Source organism: Streptomyces sp. bgisy159, assembly GCF_057707805.1.
In genome coordinates this window covers 24,135-39,425 of sequence record NZ_JBYIQX010000059.1, presented here as the reverse complement: position 1 = coordinate 39,425, position 15,291 = coordinate 24,135, and the positions used below count along the sequence as shown (strand labels likewise).

Sequence of the window (15,291 nt, the reverse complement as noted above, 5' to 3'; positions counted from 1 at the left end):
AGCCGTGGATCCGCGACAGCTCCGCCGTGGCAGACCTCCGACGTCCCACGCGCCTGAAGGTTGTCGGTGCTGTCGGATAGCGTGGGTGCCGTGCGCTACTTCAACACGGCAGGGCCGTGCCTCCCCACGCGCCACTACATGCTGTCGGCCCAGGAGCGGCTGCCGCAGGCCCGCGAGATCGTGGACCAAGGCCAGTACTTCGTGGTGCACGCGCCCCGGCAGACCGGCAAGACCACGGCGCTGGCGGCGATGGCCCGGGACCTGACGGCCTCGGGCCGGTACGCGGCGCTGCGTTTCTCCTGCGAGATGGCCGAGGCCGCGGATCAGGACATCGAGCGGGCGGAGCTGCTGGTGCTGAGCGCGATCCGGCAGTCCGCCGAGGCGGCCGGGCTGCCGGACGAGCTGGCTCCCCCGAGCCCGTGGCCGGATGACGCGCCTGGGGCCCGGCTCAAGCGGGGACTGATGGAGTGGGCGCGGAGCTGTCCGCGTCCGCTGGTGCTGGTCTTCGACGAGATTGACGCGCTGCAGGGGCAGAGTCTGCGCAGTGTGCTCCGTCAGCTGCGGGACGGCTATACCGACGTACGCGATCAGTTCCCGCACGCGGTGGCGTTGTGCGGGCTGCGGGACGTGCGTGACTACAAGGCGGCCTCGGGCGGGGATGCGGGCAGGCTGGGGACGTCGAGTCCGTTCAACATCAAGGTCGCTTCGCTGCGGTTGGGTGACTTCACCGAGGCCGAGGTCGCCGAGCTGTACGGGCAGCACATCACGGAGACCGGTCAGGAGTTCACCCTGGACGCGGTCCGGCGCGCCTTTTGGTGCACGCAGGGCCAGCCCTGGCTGGTCAACGCGCTGGCTTATGAGATCACCAGTCGGATGCGGGTTCCGCTGTCAGAGCCGGTCACGGCCGAGCACGTGGACGAGGCGAAGGAGCGGCTGATCCTGGCCCGGGCGACGCATCTGGACTCGCTGGCCGCGCGCCTGGGCGAGGACCGGGTGCGCCGGATCATCCAGCCGTTGATCGCCGGTGAGCTGCTGCTGCCGACGGACACCTACGACGACGACCTGGCCTACGTGCGCGACCTGGGCCTTGTCGCCCCGGACACGCCGGTGAGGGTGGCCAACCCGATCTACAAGGAAGTCATCGTCCGCGTCCTGGGAAACAACACGGAGAGCCAGGTCGTCGACGCCCCAAGCAGCTTCCGGTTGCCGGACGGCCGGATCGACATGGACAAGCTGTTGCATTCGTTCGCGGAGTTCTGGCGGGAGAACGGCGAAATCCTGGCCACCGCCTCGACCTACCCCGAGGCCGCGGCGCAGCTGGTGATGATGGCCTACCTGCACCGGATCGTGAACGGGGCGGGCTTCATCGACCGTGAGTACGGGGTCGGCCGCCGCCGGGTCGACCTGCTGATCCGTCAGCCCTACACCGCTGCCGACGGTTCGCGGACGGTGCAGCGCGAGGCGCTGGAGCTTAAGGTGTGGCGCCAGGGCCGCACCGACCCCCTCGCCGAAGGGCTGGCGCAGTTGGACGACTACCTGGACCGCATGGAGCTGCCCACGGGCACCCTCGTCGTCTTCGACACCCGCCCGCAGGCAGCCCCGGTCCACGAGCGCACCGCCTTCTCGCAGCAGACCACGCCCTCCGGGCGCACCGTCACCCTGCTGCGCGCCTGACGGCCGGGAGACCTCAGTCAGGAGCGCCCCCCAATCCTCCTCCCGTGGCCGTGTTCCCGGAGCAGCACGGGACGGTGCCCTTGCCGAGTACTCATCCACGCAGGTGGGATCGGGTTTCGGCGTTGGCTGAGGCCGATCGAGTCGCCGGTATCGCGCGGCGCCCGTTGGCGCGGCATGATGATCGGTCGTGCTGCTGAGACTCGCGTACCTGGGAGGGGTCCCGGTAGTTCTCGCGGAAAAAACAACGCTAACAGCCTGGAGTTCATGCGCTGGGCTGCCGTCCGCTACGACAGCATCTCACCGCATGGTCAGCGCTCGGGTCGAGCATGCTTTCGCCCGGTTGAAGACCTGGAAGATCCTGCGCGACGGCCGCCTCAGGCGATGGTGTGCACCACGCGATGCTCGGCATCGCCCATCTGCACGACCTTGCGCGCCGCGACTGACCGCACCCGGCGTTCAGGATTCGGCGGGCAGGAGCTGGACCAGGCCGACCCAGTTCTCCTCGTCCACCTTGGTCTGGGCGGCGCGGACCCTCCAGCGGCCGGCGGGCAGTGGGACCGGTGCCTGGGCGGGCATCCCGCCGTGGGGGTACTCAACGCCCAGGTCGGAACCCGCTTCGGCGGAGTCCATGAGCACGGCCGGACCGTCCGATACCCAGGTGCCGCACTCCTCCCACACTGTGGCCGGGTCTACAAGCACAGTGTCCGCCGCGGCTCTCAATCCGGCCTCGGTTTCGGCGGCGCGCCACCGCAGGAACACTCGGTGCTGGGGCAGATAGCAGCTGGTCGCCGGCTCGTCCGCCAGCACCAGTGCCTGGACACCGTTCTCGTCGAGGGGGATCACACCAGCCAGATCGTCCACCGCGCAGGCCCGGTCGTAGTCGTCTGCGGCGGTGGCGTCTCCCGCCATAAGTCCACTCTCCGTACACCCGCCCCAGAAGGCCAGGGCGGAGACGGGAACGACGATCAAAGGGCCGCCCATCGACTCCACCCAGACAAGGGAGGAGCCGGAGGCATCGTCTGCGGTGGATGAAGAGGTGATCATGCACGTCAGTGTGCCCTCGCCCACTGACAACGTCCCCGCGCTCAAGGGAACCCAGCACGGGGAAAGGCGCAGCGCCGGTGGCAAGCAGCAGTTACGGGACAGCCCTTAGGTCGTGTCTTCAATTGATCTTGAGTGGTGGATCATGGTCGGGTGATACGTCGCCATGAACTGTCCGATGAGGAGTGGGAGTTCGTTCGGCCGCTGCTGCCTGCGTCCTTGCGGGGGCGGAAGCGGTTGGACGATCGAAGGGTGCTCAACGGGATCGTGTGGAAGTTCCGCACCGGCACGGCCTGGCGGGACGTGCCTGAGCGGTATGGGCCGTGGCAGTCGCTGCACACCCGCTTTCGCCGGTGGGCTCTGGACGGCACCTTCGAACGGATGCTCCGTGCCGCGCAGGCACGGGCGGATGCGGCAGGGGACATCGAGTGGCTGGTGTCGGTCGACTCCACCGTCGTACGTGCCCACCAGCATGCCGCCGGGGCCCGAAAAGGGGGCGCCGCAGCCCCTGCCTCGGACGCTCGCGGGGTGGCCTAACCAGCAAGATTCACCTGGCCTGCGACGCTTTCGGGCGTCCGCTCGCCTTCACCCTCACGGGCGGGAACACCAACGACTGCACGCAGTTCACCGCCGTGATGGAGGCGATCCGGGTGCCCCGACTCGGGCCGGGGCGGCCCCGGGTGCGGCCCGCTCACGTGCTGGGCGACAAGGGCTACAGCTCCCGAGCGATACGTACCTGGCTGCGGCGTCGCGGCATCGGCCATACCATCCCCGAGCGGGCCGACCAGGTCCGCAACCGGCTCCGGCGCGGCAGCAGGGGCGGGCGCCCGCCAAGCTTCGACAAGCAGCTCTACAAGCGGCGCAACGTCGTGGAACGGTGCTTCAACCGGCTCAAGCAGTGGCGCGGCATTGCGACCCGCTACGACAAGACCGCCGAGTCCTACGAGGCAGCCGTCACCCTCGCCTCGCTCCTGATGTGGGCGTGACATTTGAAGACAGCTCCTAGCCCTCGTCGAGCAGCACCCCCGCCACGACCTTTCCGAACTGACGGAAGTCACCGTCTCGACCGGCTGTTTCGAGCGGGAGGAAGCCGCCCTGTCCCACCTGGTCTCTCTGCGCGCCGCGCTGACCCGCGCCGGCGTCACGGCCAGGATCGGGTTCCTGACCTCCGTGCTGCGCACGGACGCGGCCTTCGACGCCCTGGCCGAGCAGGTCACCCCGTTCGTGCTCCGTCTGACCGCGGAGTGCTTCACCCGCCGCCCGGTGATGCTCAAGGACACCAAGGCCAGCCTGCTGCCGGAGCAGATGCCGGATCTGCTGGCCCGCGCGCTGGCCCGCGGACTGGACACGTCCTACACGTACATCGTCGGCCTGGACCCCATGGACCGCATGGTCGAAGGCATCGGGGCGATGGCGGAGGTGTCGACCTGTTTCCCGAACTTCCAGGTGTTCCAGGCCCACACCCCGCTGATGGCCGGCCTGCGGGTGGCGGGAGCCGAGACCCTCGACTACTACCTGGCCGCCCGACAGGCGATTGAGCAGGCCATGGCGCCGACCGGACTGCGGCCGGTGGGCTGGGAGTGCTACCGGCCGCTGTGGTACTTCACCTACGCGGGCCAGGAACTGCTCGATGCGCGCGGCTGACGTCGTCATCGACGACGTGCGCGTCGTGTGTCTGCCCGAATCGGTGACCGGCCCGTTCCAGGAGGGCGACAGCCGGCATGCGGTCGTCGCCAGGGCGGCCGGGATGACCGGCGTCTTCGGGCCGGTGGATGAGATGCCAGCTGCGCTGGTCGCCGCCGGTCTGGGCCGCACCGTCATCGGCTGCCGGGTGTCGGACCACGCCGGGCTCCTTGCGCGGCTGCTGGCCCGACTTGGCCCGCACGGGGCGGGCCTGGGCCGCTGGGCGGCGGGCGCGGTGGACTGCGCGGTGTGGGATCTGCACGGAAAGCTCACCGGCTTGCCCGTGGCCGCCCTGCTGACTGAGACCCCGGCATCCCGCGTGCCGGTGTACGGATCATGGCTCTCCCTGGATCTCGAGCACGATGGTGCCGCCGAGGCCGTACGCAGCACCGCCGTCCAGGGATTCGCGTTCACCAAATGGTCGATGCGCCGGAGCCAGAACGTGCAGCAGATGGCCGCGCTGGCCGGCCGCGCCGCCTCCTGGGCGAACGCCCCTGTCGCGCTGGACGCGCTGGGCACCTGGGACGTGGAGATCGCGGCCGGCCTGGCGTCCCTGCTGCCGCCGGGCGCCGTTCGGTGGGTCGAGGATCCTCTGCCGCGTACCGAGCGGACCGCCTACCGCGAACTGCGCGCACAGTGCCCGCTTCCAGTTGCATTCGGCGAACGCGTCAGCGACGCGGCCCACACCCGGGAACTGCTGGAGCTCGGGCCGGCCGCGTTCAACTTCGATGTGGCGTGGTGCGGAGGTATCACCGAAGCCTGCACCTGGATGGCGCTGGCCGAGCAGGCCGGCGCGCCGGTCCACCTGCACGGTCGGGCGTTCCTGCCCGCCCTGCACGTCGCCGCGGCCTTCCCGTACCTGGCCGGGCCGGTGGAGTACCAGGTGGTCTGGGAGCCGAAGCGGCAGCAAGTTCTGTCGGGCACGGTCGTGCCGGAAGACGGCTGGGCCGCCCTGCCCGAGAGCCCGGGGCTGGGGCTGGAGGTGCGCTGCTGATGGCACCGGCCAGCACCGGCGACTTGCCGGTTACCGGCACGCAGCAGGAACGCCGCGGCCGCACGCATCTGTTCGTCCTCGATGAGCGGCTGACGGGCCACGCCACCTTCCTCACCGCGACGCTCGTCCTCGGCGACGCCCCGGTGCCGCACCGCCTGCAGGTACGGATCCTCACCTTCGACGACGTCACCGTCCTGTCCCCGCTGCCCGGCCAGGACCTGCCCGCAGCCCACGACGGGCAGGCCTTCACCGGCACCCTGATGCTGCCGCACGGATGGCGGCCGCCCCTGATCCCCGAGGACCTTGCCCTGGCCGCCGCGGCGGCGGGCATCGACACGGGCGCATGGAGCGAGCCGGAGGCCCGCCAGTTGCTGACCTTCCTCGCCGAAGCCCGGGAGGGCAGCCCGGTGCGAGAGCAGCGGATCAACGCGATCATCACGGCCCTTGCGGAGGCGCGGTGAACGCGAACCGCGTGCGGCTGGTGAGCCTGGACGTCGGCTACACCCTCGGCGCCCCCACCGGGACCACGCTCACCCAGCGGCTGGCCGCGCTCTCCCCCTTGCCCCAAGAGCAGGCGAAGCAGCTGGTTCAGCAACACCTGCACCACGTCCCTCCCGAGGACACCGCCGCGATCCGGACGCTCTGCCAGGCCCTGGAGGTGGATCCGGCCGCGTTCCCCTACGAGCACCGGCCCGAGCCCTTCACCCTGTGGCCCGGCGCCCGCGATGCGGTCGCCCGGATCGCGCGCCGCGTGCCGGTGGTCACCCTGTCGAACGTCACATACTGGGACGAAAATGATTGCGACCTGGCGGCGCTACTGGCACCGCATCTCGCCGGCCACTACCCGTCCTGGCGACTCGGATTCGCCAAGCCCGATCCGCAGGCTGTACTAACGGTGGCCGCCCTCCATGGCGTTCCGGCGTCCGAGGTCCTGCACGTAGGCGACAACTTCGCCTGCGACGTGCAAGGCGCTCTCGCTGCCGGCGCACAAGCGCTGTGGATCACTTCAGCTACCCCAGGCCCCGAGGCCCGGCGGCTGCTGGCCGCCCATCCCGGACGGGTGCGCACCGTTCCCGACCTGGACACGGCGGTCACCCACATCGAGCAGGCCATCTAAGGCCTCGCCCACCACCACGAGGAGAACATCATGAGCGAGTTCGCTGACACCGCCCCCTACTACGCCACCTACCGGCCCGGTATCCCCGCGGCTGCCGTCCGCCTGCTCAGCCAGACGGTCGCTGGCAAGCAGCACCCGGTGCTCCTCGACCTCGGATCGGGAACGGGGCAGGTGCCCGCCGCCCTGCATGAGGCCTTCGCCGAGATCGACGTCGTCGAACGGGACCCCGGCATGCTGGCGGAAGCCGACAAGGCTCTGGCCGGCCTGCCCGACACGACGATCCGTCTGCACAACAAACCAGCCGAGCAGTTCGTCCCGCCCCACGCCGACTGGGCGGCCGACATGGTCACCGTCTGCCGCGCCTTCCACTGGATGGACCAGCCGGCGGTACTGTCGCTCCTCGATGGCTGCACGGCCAAGGACGCCGCCGTCGTCGTCATGGGAGACGGCAGCCTCTGGACGGCCCGCTCGGCATGGACGGACGCCCTACGGTCCCTCATCCAGGAATACACCGGCACCGCACGCCGGGCGGGCAAGGACAAGACGTACGCGGCGCACGACCGTCCCTACCGGGAGATCCTCGCCGAGTCCGCGTTCGCCCACATCGAGGAGCACGCCATCGACGTCGAGCGGCCCTGGACCCCGCAGACGGTCATCGGCTACCTGTACTCGACGTCCTTCGCCTCCCGTCCCCTGTTCGGTGACCGACTGCAGGAGTTCGAGGAGCGTGCCCTCGCCCTGCTGAGCGAACACACCGACGCGGGCGGCCTGATCGAGCACGCGCGCTTCGACGTCCTGATCGCGCGCCGTCCCTGACCCTGCAACGCCTACGGGCGGGGACCCGCCGTCCCCGCCCTCCTCGACTCGCTTCCCGGAGGTTCGCCATGCCGATTCCCGCCCCGGTCACCCTCAACGAACTGCACGCCTTCGTCGCCGATGGCGTCCTGATACGCCGCGGGATGATTCCCGACGAGCTCCTGCAGCCCGCCGCCCATCTCGTCGACACCTGGATGCGCGAGCACTACGACCCCACCCGGCTGACCGCGTACACCAACCAGACCTTCGCCCCCGACCTCGCCAGCCATCCGGACCTGCTCGGCCTGTTTCACGACGGCGGGCTGCACGAGCTCGTCACCCAGCTACTCCATCCCGCTCCCGCCATCCCCGTCACCACGGCACAGATCCAGATCCGCTTACCGGACGGCGCCGAGCAGCCGGTCAAAGCGATGCACGTCGACGGAGTTTCGTGCCCCCACCTGCATCCCGAGGACCTCAACACCTTCACCCTGATCGCCGGCGTCGTCCTGTCCGGCAGCGCCACCGGCGAGGCCGGCGCCCTGCACTATCTGCCCGGCGGCCACCAGCGCATGGCCCGCTACTTCGCCGAGGAATGGACACGCGGGCAGGCAGCGCAGACCCCGGACGAGATCGCCCGCCAGGAGGGCACCGCGCTGACCGCCCGACCCGGCGACGTCATCGTGATGCACCACCTCGTGCCGCACCGCGTCGGCATCAACACCAGCCCGGTGCCCCGGGTGATGGCCTACTTCCGCATCCGGCACGCCGACCATGCCCGCCTCGCCGAGGCCGCCCTCACCGATCCGTGGCTGGAGTATCCCGGGCTCGCCGCCCTGGCCGCCGAAACCCACCCCGGCTCCTGACGCCGAAAGCCGAGCGGGAGCCCTGATGGACATCCTGACCACCACCCAGCTCGACACGGCAGCCGAACTGCTCACCAGCGGCGCCGTGGTGGCCGTGCCCACCCCGCGCTGGTACATGCTGGCCGCCCGCGCCGCCGATCCGGCAGCGGCCGCGACCATCCTGCGCATCAAGCAGCGCCCCGAGCACAAGCCGCTGCTGCTCCTCCTCGATGCCCTACCCACCGCCCAGGCGCGCTTCCTGTTCAGCAGGGATGCGTGCGCCCTCGCCCAGCACCTATGGCCGGGCGAGGTGGCACTGCGCCTGCCGTGGCGGGCGGACGCGGCCCGGCTGCCCGCCATCGGCGCCCCCGCACTCGTCGGCTGCCCCGACGGCATCCTCGGACAGCTGCTCCGCCTGACCGGCGAGCCGCTGTCCGCGGCCGCATGCAGCATCTCCACCCCGGCCGCGACGGCCGACGACCACCCCGCGCTCACCGCCGACCACGTCGCCGCGTTCAACGCGCAGACCGGGGGCCACATTGCCGCCGTCGTCGACGGCGGGATCTGCCCGCACGGCCGGCACATGACGATCGTCGACTGCCCCCACGGCCAGAGCGCCCGCCTGCACCGCGAAGGAACCGTCCATCCCCGGGCCATCGCCGCGGCCCTGACCGAGGGAGCATCCGATGTGGGCTGACCTGGCCCGTGCCACGGCACAGACCGTTCCCGACACCTCGGTGGCCGCCGTCGCCGACGCCCTGGACTATCTGTGCCTCGCCCAGCTCTACCTGCGGGACAACCCGCTTCTCGAGCGTCCCCTCACCCGGGCCGACATCAAGCCCCGCCCGGCCGGGCACTGGGGCGTGTGCCCGCCCGTCAACCGCGTCCTCGCCGCCCTCGGTCCCCTGCAGAAGACGGTGCCCGACACCCACGACGTCCTCGTCCTGCATGGCGCCGGCCACGCCGGACCGTCGGCACTGGCCCACGCCTATCTCACCGGCCGCCTCGGCGCCGCCCACCCCGAACTCGCCCACAGCGCCGAAGGCCTGTACACGCTCGTGACCGGATTCCCCACCGACCTCGGCGGCGAGATCACCCCCCTCATCCCCGGCCAACCGCACACCGGCGGGCAGCTCGGCCCCGCTCTCGCCATCGCCCAGGGCAGCGTCCTGGACGCCCCCCACCGCCTGGCCGTAGCGCTGATCGGCGACGGCGAATGCGAGACCGGCACCACCGCCGCCGCCTGGCTCGCCGCCCGCGCCCTGGCCGGCACAGGCCGCCACGGCACCGTCCTGCCCGTCGTCCTCCTCAACGGACAGAAGATGGGCGGCCCGAGCCTGCTGTCCACGCTCACCCGCCCCCAACTCGACGCCTACTTCACCGGCCTCGGCCACCGGCCCTTCTACAGCGACGGCCACAGCATCGCTGACCTTCGCCGCGCCCTCACCGACGCTCTTGAGGCCGCCCGCCCGCTCGGCACACCCGGCCCGGCCAGCGTTCTCGTCCTGACCCTCGGCAAGGGCCACGGCGCTCCCACTCACGTCGCGGGCCGCCCGATCGCCGGGACCCCGGCCGTCCACAAGACGCCGCTGGCGCGACCGGCGCAATGCCCGGAGGAGTTCACCGCTCTGGAGCGGTGGCTCACCTCCTACCGGCCCGGGCGGCTGCTGACCCCCGACGGCCGCCCGCGCACCCTGCTGCTGGCCGCCCTGCCCACCGTCCCCGCCCAGCAGAGGGTGCTCGAGCCGCCGCGCGGCTGCATCGCGGCCAGCACCCACGTCGCCGAAGCAGCGACCAACCGCCCCTTCCCGCAAGCCATCCCGGCGGTACTCCGCGCCCGCGCCGGCCAGGGCCCGTTCCGAGTGTTCAGCCCCGACGAACTCGCCTCCAACCGCATCGACCTGACCAACGAACACGGGCAGCCCCTCCCGTGGGTCGTCGAGATCCTCAGCGAGGAGATCTGCCACGCCTGGGCCCAGGGCTACACCGAGACCGGCCGGGACGCCCTCATCGTCGGCTACGAGGCGTTCGCCCCCATCACGGCGAGCCTCATCCAGCAGCAGCTCAAGCACCGGGCCCTGCGCCGCCATGCCCAGCTCGGCCCGCTGCCCAGCATCGTGCACCTGCTCACCAGCCTCGGCTGGCACAACACCTACACCCACCAAAACCCCGCCCTCACCTCCGCCCTGCTGGCCACCGGCGACCCCACCGTCCACGTCCTCACCCCCGCCGACCCCGCCCGCACAGCCGCGGCCCTCACCTTCGCCCTGCGCAAGCTCGAGCGCTGCACCCTCGTCATCGCCGGCAAACACCCCACACCCCAGCACCCCCTGGACACCCTCGACGAGGAACTGCGCCACGGCATCGCCCGCTGGCCGCACCTGAGCCACCCCGACCCCGGCGAGCCCGACCTCGTCCTGGCCTCCGCCGGCGACCTGCCCGCCGAACGGCTCACCACCCTCGCCCGCCGCCTGCGCACCGAACACCCGCACCTGCGGCTGCGCTACGTCCACATACACGACCTCACCGCCCTGGCCGAAGCCGGCACCCGCCCCCTCGCCCTGACCGAAAAGGCCTTCACCGAACACTTCGGCACCCGCGCGCCCGTCATCCTGGCCACCACCGGCTACCCATCCGACGTCCACGCCCTGCTCGGCACCCGCCATCCCGGCGCCCGCCTCACCGTGCTCGGCTACCGCGACCCCGGCCGCCCCCTCACCCAGGCACAACTCCTGACCCACTGCCGCCTCGACGACGACAGCCTGTGGCAGCTCGCCACCCACACCCTGCTTCCGACGGAGGCCACCGCATCATGACCACCAACCTCACCCCGCCCCGCCAGCCCGACCCGGCCATCCTCAACGCCTTCGACCGCGACGGCTACGCCGTCATCCGCCAGGCCATCGACCCAGCTCTCCGCACGAGTCTGCTGAACGCCGCCGAGCAGCTCCTCTCCAGCGACATCACCCGCGGCCGCGACCAAGGAGGCGACGGCAAAGACGGCTTCCGCGGCTGCCTCAACCTCCATCGCGCCTTCCTGCCCCTGCTGGCCAACCCCCGCACCCTCCCGACCGTCGTCGGCCTGCTGAGCCCCAACCTGCACCTGCTCTCCGCCCACCTGATCGCCCTGCCCTCCGGCCCGCCGCGCACCATCCGCACCCCCGAACGCCCCGGATGGCACCGAGACATGTACGGCGTGACCGCCGACCTCGGTTTCGACCACACGCCGCGCATGGCCATCAAGGTCGCCCACTACCTCACCCCATCACCGGCGACTGCGGGCTCACCATGTTCCTGCCGGGCAGCCACCTCCTCACCGAGGAACCCGGCATCCCCGACGGCGCGGCCGATCCCGTCGGGGCGCTCACGCCCGACCTCAAGGACGGCGACGCCGTGCTGTTCGAGAACCGCACCTGGCACGCCAGCGGCATCAACCTCTCGGGCCGTCCCCGCATCGCCCTGATGCTCCAGTACGGCTACCGGTGGCTCCACCCGGTCGACGACCCAGCCACCGACCTGCTCGCCGATCCCGCCCTCAGCCCGATCGAGCGGCAGCTCGTCGGCATGCCCGACCGCAACCCCGACGGTTCCCTCGCCAAAGGCGCGGGTGCCGCGCCCCTGCGCAGCTGGTGGCATTCCACTCAGTGACCTGCGGCCGCCCCTGGCTCCGGTCCCGGCCCATGCCACGACGTACGGCCCACTCGGCAGCGGGCTGCGGTCACGGGTTCCGGAAGCCGCGATCGGGGTCGCGACCCTGGTCGGAGTCGAACGGGGCGAACCACTCGTTCGGGGCGAGGTTGACCATGCCCATGGCCTGATGGATGCCGTTGCTCGGGTCCTCGATCCCGTCGAGGGTGTTGTCGAACAGCATCAACACGTCGTGATCCTGGAAAAGGTCATCGGCGCAGGCATCCCAGTCGAAATCCCGGCGGTCTTCGGGCAGGGCCGCCACGGCTTCGGACACGAGCCGCGGCCGGTTGCGCGTCAAGTCCTGGGCGCGGGCGATGCCGAGGTGCAGGGCCATCTCCTCTCCGGTGCTGCGCGGTTCGACCTCGGCGTTGGACGAGCAGTCGGCGGCCAGGTCGTCGAAGGCCTGGGCCATCTGCCGCCGCCAGGGGCCGCCTTGGTTCCAGGTCACCCGCGGCAGCGAACCGAAGAGGCCGCCCGCGCTCCGCTGGACCGGCTGGTCCCCCAGCGTGGACACCTCCTGCCACGCCTGGTCCGACAGCTGTTGAAGGGCCAGGTGCAGCACCGCTCGCGTGCGCGCAGTGAGGACCTCCTCCCCTTCGTCGTCCTCTTCGTCCCAGTCTTCGCTGAAGGGATCGGCTCCGCCGTAGCGGGCGCGGGAGCGCAGCTGCGCGCGGACACGGTGCGCGGCCTCTTCGGGGGCGGCGAGCGACGTGTCGATGATCAGCAGTTCGTCGGAGAACGGTTCGGCGCTCAGCAGGACGGCGGCCTCCGTGAGGAGGGCCGTCTCCGTGTCGCCGGAGACACGGGGGAGGACCACCGCGTACTGGTTGTCGGTCAGCCGGTCGATGATGCTGGAGGTCAGCCCGGCGACGATCCAGGGGTCATCCCAGGGCGCGGCGATGTGGAGGTCGTCGACCACGAGGACGTTGCCTGGCAGGTCGACGAAGTTCTCGTACTCCGGAGTGAACTGGCCTTGGGTGTCGAAGAGTTGTTCCGCCACCACTGCGGGGAAGGACTGCTCGTCGGCGATGCGCTCGTGAAGGTTGTGGGCCTTCCAGTACAGGCCGCGCGTCGCACGCACACGGGCCACCGTCTCGTCGTCGGCGAGGAGGGAGATCTGCCAGGTCTGCTCGCCCTCCGCGGAGGGATCGATAAGCCGGTGGACATGCCGGAATTCCAACGTCAGGGTGCTGGGGTCCGCCTTGGCATGAGACCTGGTTGTCTGATCGGTCATCGACTTCCTCTCACCGTGCAGCCGCCCGCGACGGCGCGATCCCAGGCTAGTCAGCACGAAGCCGGCCCTGTGCACCATCAGTACAAAACACCCGTTCCAGCGGCCCCTTGGCTCCAGGAGCCGGGGTTCAGGAGGCGTGGGAGCCCAGGAGCACGCCGGCCAGCGTCCCGGCGAGCAGGAACGGGCCGAACGGGATCCTGCTCGTACGGTCGGCCCGGCCCGCGAGCATCAGGCCGATCCCGTACAGCGCGCCGAACAGGTACCCAGCGAACGTCCCGACCAGGACGATCGGCCAGCCGTACCAGCCCAAGACAGCGCCCAGGACGAGGGCGAGTTTTACGTCGCCGAACCCGAAGCCCTTGCTGAGCAGGAAGAGCACGAAGTAGCGGGCCCCCAGGATGAGGGAGCCGAGCAACGCGGCCGTCCAGCTGCCGCCGGCGCGGGGCAGCACCGCGGCGACGCCAAGCAAGGCGAGCGCGGCCGCAGCGAGCGGCAGGGTGAGCACGTCGGGCAGCCGATGCGCCGCGAAGTCGACGGTGGCGAGCAGCACGGCGGCCGGGGCGAGCAGCAGCCAGACCACCAGCTCGGGGCGGGCTCCGGTGACGGCTGCCAGCAGCGCGCAGACCACGGCCGTGACGGACACGACGGAGAACGTGCTCGGCCCGTAGGCGTGCCCGGCGGCGCAGCGAGCACGCCCCAGCCAGCCGTTGCCGATTCCGGTGAGGGGATGGCCGGCAGGGCAGGCCGATCGCCAGGGCCCCCCGGGCGGCACGGAGAACCGGTACGCGGGACGGGATATGAGTACGCCCGCGCCGCAGCCCCACAAGGCGGCAGCCGTGATGATCAGCAACGTCTCCACCGGACGGAGCTTAGGGTCTCGCCGGTGCCGGGCTAGGACGGCACTACCAAGAGATCCACTACGTCGCTGCCCGCCCTACGCCGCGGACGCGGCCGCGCCGGGCTGCGGGCCGAACCGGCTGGCGAACTCCTCGCCGGACACCGGGCGTGCTGAGGAAGAGAGCACTGCCTCCGAGGAACCGCGCCTTGTCGAGTTCCTGGGCCAAGACGCGTCCGGCGTACACCGTCGGATCCTCGTGCAGCTCGCGCGCCTGGCGCACAAGCTGCTCGTAGTGGACGTCTTCCCTGTTGGATCTACGTGTTGAAGCGGATCTAACAGGGGTGAACGTGCCTGGTTGGCGTGTGTACTGGGTGCCGGACAAGCGGGTCGTCGAACCCGATCGCGTGCCGGAGTTGGCGGACTGGACGGACTTGTCGGAAAGGGAGGAGCGCATGGGGATCCATCCGGGAGACCCGATCTTGTTGTCGCCGGACTGCCGGATCGACGAGTTGCTGGGCACGTACCTCTGCCGGTCGTCGTTCGCGCGGTTGGAGCCGGAGACGAAGCGGAACTATGCGACGGACTACTGCGTGCTGTTCAACTTTTTGTGGGCCCGGGGCAAGGTCTGGACCCAGGCCACGGCAGACGATCTCTGGGATTTCGAGGACTGGCGGACCCGGTCTCCGAGAAACCCGAACAAGGTGGGTCCGGACCGGTGGAACCGGGGCCTCGCGGCGGTCACCCGCCTCTACGGGTGGGCGACGGCCCACGGACACATCGCGGTGAGCCCGGTGGTCATGCGATCGGCGGTCGGCCGGCACGGCGAGGTGATCGCGATTCCCGAGGCGCGGGCGAAGAACGCCAGGGCCAGCAACGTGCGTTGGCTGACTCCGCGGGCTTTCCACAGATGGGTCGATGTGGGGTTACGCACGTGGCCCGGTCCGCCGAGCGAGCAACCGTCGATTCTCCGTGGAGGACGGAGCACCGGCCAGGATCAGGCCTGGCGCCAGGAACGCAGCCTCTCGGCAATGCCGTACGAGTCCAGCCGCAAGCCCCGGATGTCGTAGATCAGTTCCCGCCAGAGCTCGAACTTCGTGTCCACGCGTTCTCCGGAGGCCTCGAGGTAGGCGATTGCGACGCCATATCCGTACACCTCGTTGCGGGCCGGGAGTGGGCGCAGCAGCACGCACTCCTCCAACATGACCGCAGCCCGCCAGAAAGCGTCGGGATGGTGCTGATCGTGCCGGGGCGGGTCGACTCGGTGGCGCTGGGCCATGCCAACGAGCACAGAGAAGTCGTTGACGGTCAGGTCGTTCCGGAGGATCTCTTCCTGGCGCTCGAGGAACCACCGGTAGTCGACGTACACGACAGGAGGCACAG

General features: G+C 70.6%; 16 protein-coding genes and 1 pseudogene. 13 read left to right on the top strand and 4 right to left on the bottom strand.

What is annotated here, in order from left to right; all coding sequences use genetic code 11:
- Positions 1–90: 90 nt before the first annotated feature.
- Together AC3ET3_RS33325 and AC3ET3_RS33320 are read left to right on the top strand one after the other, a co-directional pair.
- Entirely contained in the window at positions 91–1,674 is a 1,584-nt protein-coding gene (locus AC3ET3_RS33325) for an ATP-binding protein (RefSeq protein WP_432158337.1), read from the top strand.
- 295 nt (positions 1,675–1,969) lie between these two features.
- Positions 1,970–2,117, top strand: a pseudogene (locus tag AC3ET3_RS33320) (IS5/IS1182 family transposase); the annotation flags it as partial.
- A gap of 13 nt (positions 2,118–2,130) precedes the next feature.
- Here the strand turns inward: AC3ET3_RS33320 and AC3ET3_RS33315 are convergent.
- Positions 2,131–2,718 carry an Imm21 family immunity protein gene (locus tag AC3ET3_RS33315; RefSeq protein WP_435613485.1) on the bottom strand — a complete coding sequence of 196 codons (588 nt, stop codon included), beginning with the start codon at positions 2,716–2,718 and terminating at the stop codon, positions 2,131–2,133.
- A gap of 153 nt (positions 2,719–2,871) precedes the next feature.
- Here AC3ET3_RS33315 and AC3ET3_RS33310 point away from each other — a divergent pair.
- From AC3ET3_RS33310 to AC3ET3_RS33265, 10 genes are all read left to right on the top strand, one after another.
- Positions 2,872–3,701, top strand: a protein-coding gene (locus tag AC3ET3_RS33310; RefSeq protein ID WP_370466146.1) for an IS5 family transposase whose coding sequence is annotated in 2 segments (ribosomal slippage) — positions 2,872–3,208 and positions 3,208–3,701 — 831 coding nt in all. Because the reading frame shifts where the segments join, the coding sequence is not laid out codon by codon here.
- A gap of 184 nt (positions 3,702–3,885) precedes the next feature.
- On the top strand, positions 3,886–4,359 hold the full coding sequence (locus AC3ET3_RS33305) for a hypothetical protein (protein ID WP_435613484.1): 474 nt from the start codon (positions 3,886–3,888) through the stop codon (positions 4,357–4,359).
- Positions 4,346–5,392 (top strand): enolase C-terminal domain-like protein, encoded by a 1,047-nt coding sequence (locus AC3ET3_RS33300; RefSeq protein WP_435613483.1) that lies wholly within the window; start codon positions 4,346–4,348, stop codon positions 5,390–5,392. The genes AC3ET3_RS33305 and AC3ET3_RS33300 overlap by 14 nt, the downstream gene beginning before the upstream one ends.
- Positions 5,392–5,853, top strand: coding sequence for a hypothetical protein (locus AC3ET3_RS33295; protein ID WP_435613482.1), 462 nt, complete (start codon positions 5,392–5,394; stop codon positions 5,851–5,853). Before AC3ET3_RS33300 ends, AC3ET3_RS33295 begins: the two co-directional genes overlap by 1 nt.
- Positions 5,850–6,509, top strand: coding sequence for an HAD family hydrolase (locus AC3ET3_RS33290; RefSeq protein WP_435613481.1), 660 nt, complete (start codon positions 5,850–5,852; stop codon positions 6,507–6,509). The genes AC3ET3_RS33295 and AC3ET3_RS33290 overlap by 4 nt, the downstream gene beginning before the upstream one ends.
- A 30-nt stretch (positions 6,510–6,539) precedes the next feature.
- Complete coding sequence (locus tag AC3ET3_RS33285; protein WP_435613480.1) at positions 6,540–7,325, top strand: class I SAM-dependent methyltransferase; 786 nt, start codon at positions 6,540–6,542, stop codon at positions 7,323–7,325.
- A 68-nt stretch (positions 7,326–7,393) separates the two neighbouring features.
- Positions 7,394–8,170, top strand: coding sequence for a phytanoyl-CoA dioxygenase family protein (locus AC3ET3_RS33280; RefSeq protein ID WP_435613479.1), 777 nt, complete (start codon positions 7,394–7,396; stop codon positions 8,168–8,170).
- Positions 8,171–8,195: 25 nt separating this feature from the next.
- Positions 8,196–8,846: an L-threonylcarbamoyladenylate synthase gene (locus AC3ET3_RS33275; RefSeq protein ID WP_319274996.1), complete on the top strand. Its 651-nt coding sequence runs from the start codon at positions 8,196–8,198 to the stop codon at positions 8,844–8,846.
- Positions 8,836–10,965 (top strand): phosphoketolase family protein, encoded by a 2,130-nt coding sequence (locus AC3ET3_RS33270; protein ID WP_435613478.1) that lies wholly within the window; start codon positions 8,836–8,838, stop codon positions 10,963–10,965. Before AC3ET3_RS33275 ends, AC3ET3_RS33270 begins: the two co-directional genes overlap by 11 nt.
- Before the next feature lie 472 nt (positions 10,966–11,437).
- Complete coding sequence (locus AC3ET3_RS33265) at positions 11,438–11,797, top strand: phytanoyl-CoA dioxygenase family protein (protein ID WP_488191844.1); 360 nt, start codon at positions 11,438–11,440, stop codon at positions 11,795–11,797.
- Positions 11,798–11,867: 70 nt separating this feature from the next.
- On the opposite strand, the gene AC3ET3_RS33260 is transcribed toward AC3ET3_RS33265, so the two are convergent.
- Both AC3ET3_RS33260 and AC3ET3_RS33255 read right to left on the bottom strand, forming a co-directional pair.
- Positions 11,868–13,073, bottom strand: coding sequence for a hypothetical protein (locus AC3ET3_RS33260; protein WP_432158749.1), 1,206 nt, complete (start codon positions 13,071–13,073; stop codon positions 11,868–11,870).
- Positions 13,074–13,200: 127 nt separating this feature from the next.
- Positions 13,201–13,932, bottom strand: coding sequence for a prepilin peptidase (locus tag AC3ET3_RS33255; RefSeq protein WP_435613476.1), 732 nt, complete (start codon positions 13,930–13,932; stop codon positions 13,201–13,203).
- Between the two features lie 341 nt (positions 13,933–14,273).
- Here AC3ET3_RS33255 and AC3ET3_RS33250 point away from each other — a divergent pair, with 341 nt between their 5' ends.
- Complete coding sequence (locus AC3ET3_RS33250) at positions 14,274–14,978, top strand: hypothetical protein (protein WP_435613475.1); 705 nt, start codon at positions 14,274–14,276, stop codon at positions 14,976–14,978.
- On the opposite strand, the gene AC3ET3_RS33245 is transcribed toward AC3ET3_RS33250, so the two are convergent.
- A complete protein-coding gene (locus AC3ET3_RS33245) occupies positions 14,906–15,289 on the bottom strand; it encodes a toxin Doc (protein ID WP_432158752.1) in 384 nt (127 codons plus the stop codon). The two genes, AC3ET3_RS33250 and AC3ET3_RS33245, sit on opposite strands and share 73 nt — an antisense overlap.
- Positions 15,290–15,291: the final 2 nt, after the last annotated feature.

Bases quoted from the DNA above. Each gene is read 5' to 3' on its own strand.
- AC3ET3_RS33300 (WP_435613483.1), top strand. From the start codon at position 4,346: ATGCGCGCGGCTGACGTCGTCATCGACGACGTGCGCGTCGTGTGTCTG.
- AC3ET3_RS33315 (WP_435613485.1), bottom strand. From the start codon at position 2,718: ATGATCACCTCTTCATCCACCGCAGACGATGCCTCCGGCTCCTCCCTT.
- AC3ET3_RS33285 (WP_435613480.1), top strand. From the start codon at position 6,540: ATGAGCGAGTTCGCTGACACCGCCCCCTACTACGCCACCTACCGGCCC.
- AC3ET3_RS33260 (WP_432158749.1), bottom strand. From the start codon at position 13,073: ATGACCGATCAGACAACCAGGTCTCATGCCAAGGCGGACCCCAGCACC.
- AC3ET3_RS33275 (WP_319274996.1), top strand. From the start codon at position 8,196: ATGGACATCCTGACCACCACCCAGCTCGACACGGCAGCCGAACTGCTC.
- AC3ET3_RS33295 (WP_435613482.1), top strand. From the start codon at position 5,392: ATGGCACCGGCCAGCACCGGCGACTTGCCGGTTACCGGCACGCAGCAG.
- AC3ET3_RS33280 (WP_435613479.1), top strand. From the start codon at position 7,394: ATGCCGATTCCCGCCCCGGTCACCCTCAACGAACTGCACGCCTTCGTC.
- AC3ET3_RS33265 (WP_488191844.1), top strand. From the start codon at position 11,438: ATGTTCCTGCCGGGCAGCCACCTCCTCACCGAGGAACCCGGCATCCCC.
- AC3ET3_RS33270 (WP_435613478.1), top strand. From the start codon at position 8,836: ATGTGGGCTGACCTGGCCCGTGCCACGGCACAGACCGTTCCCGACACC.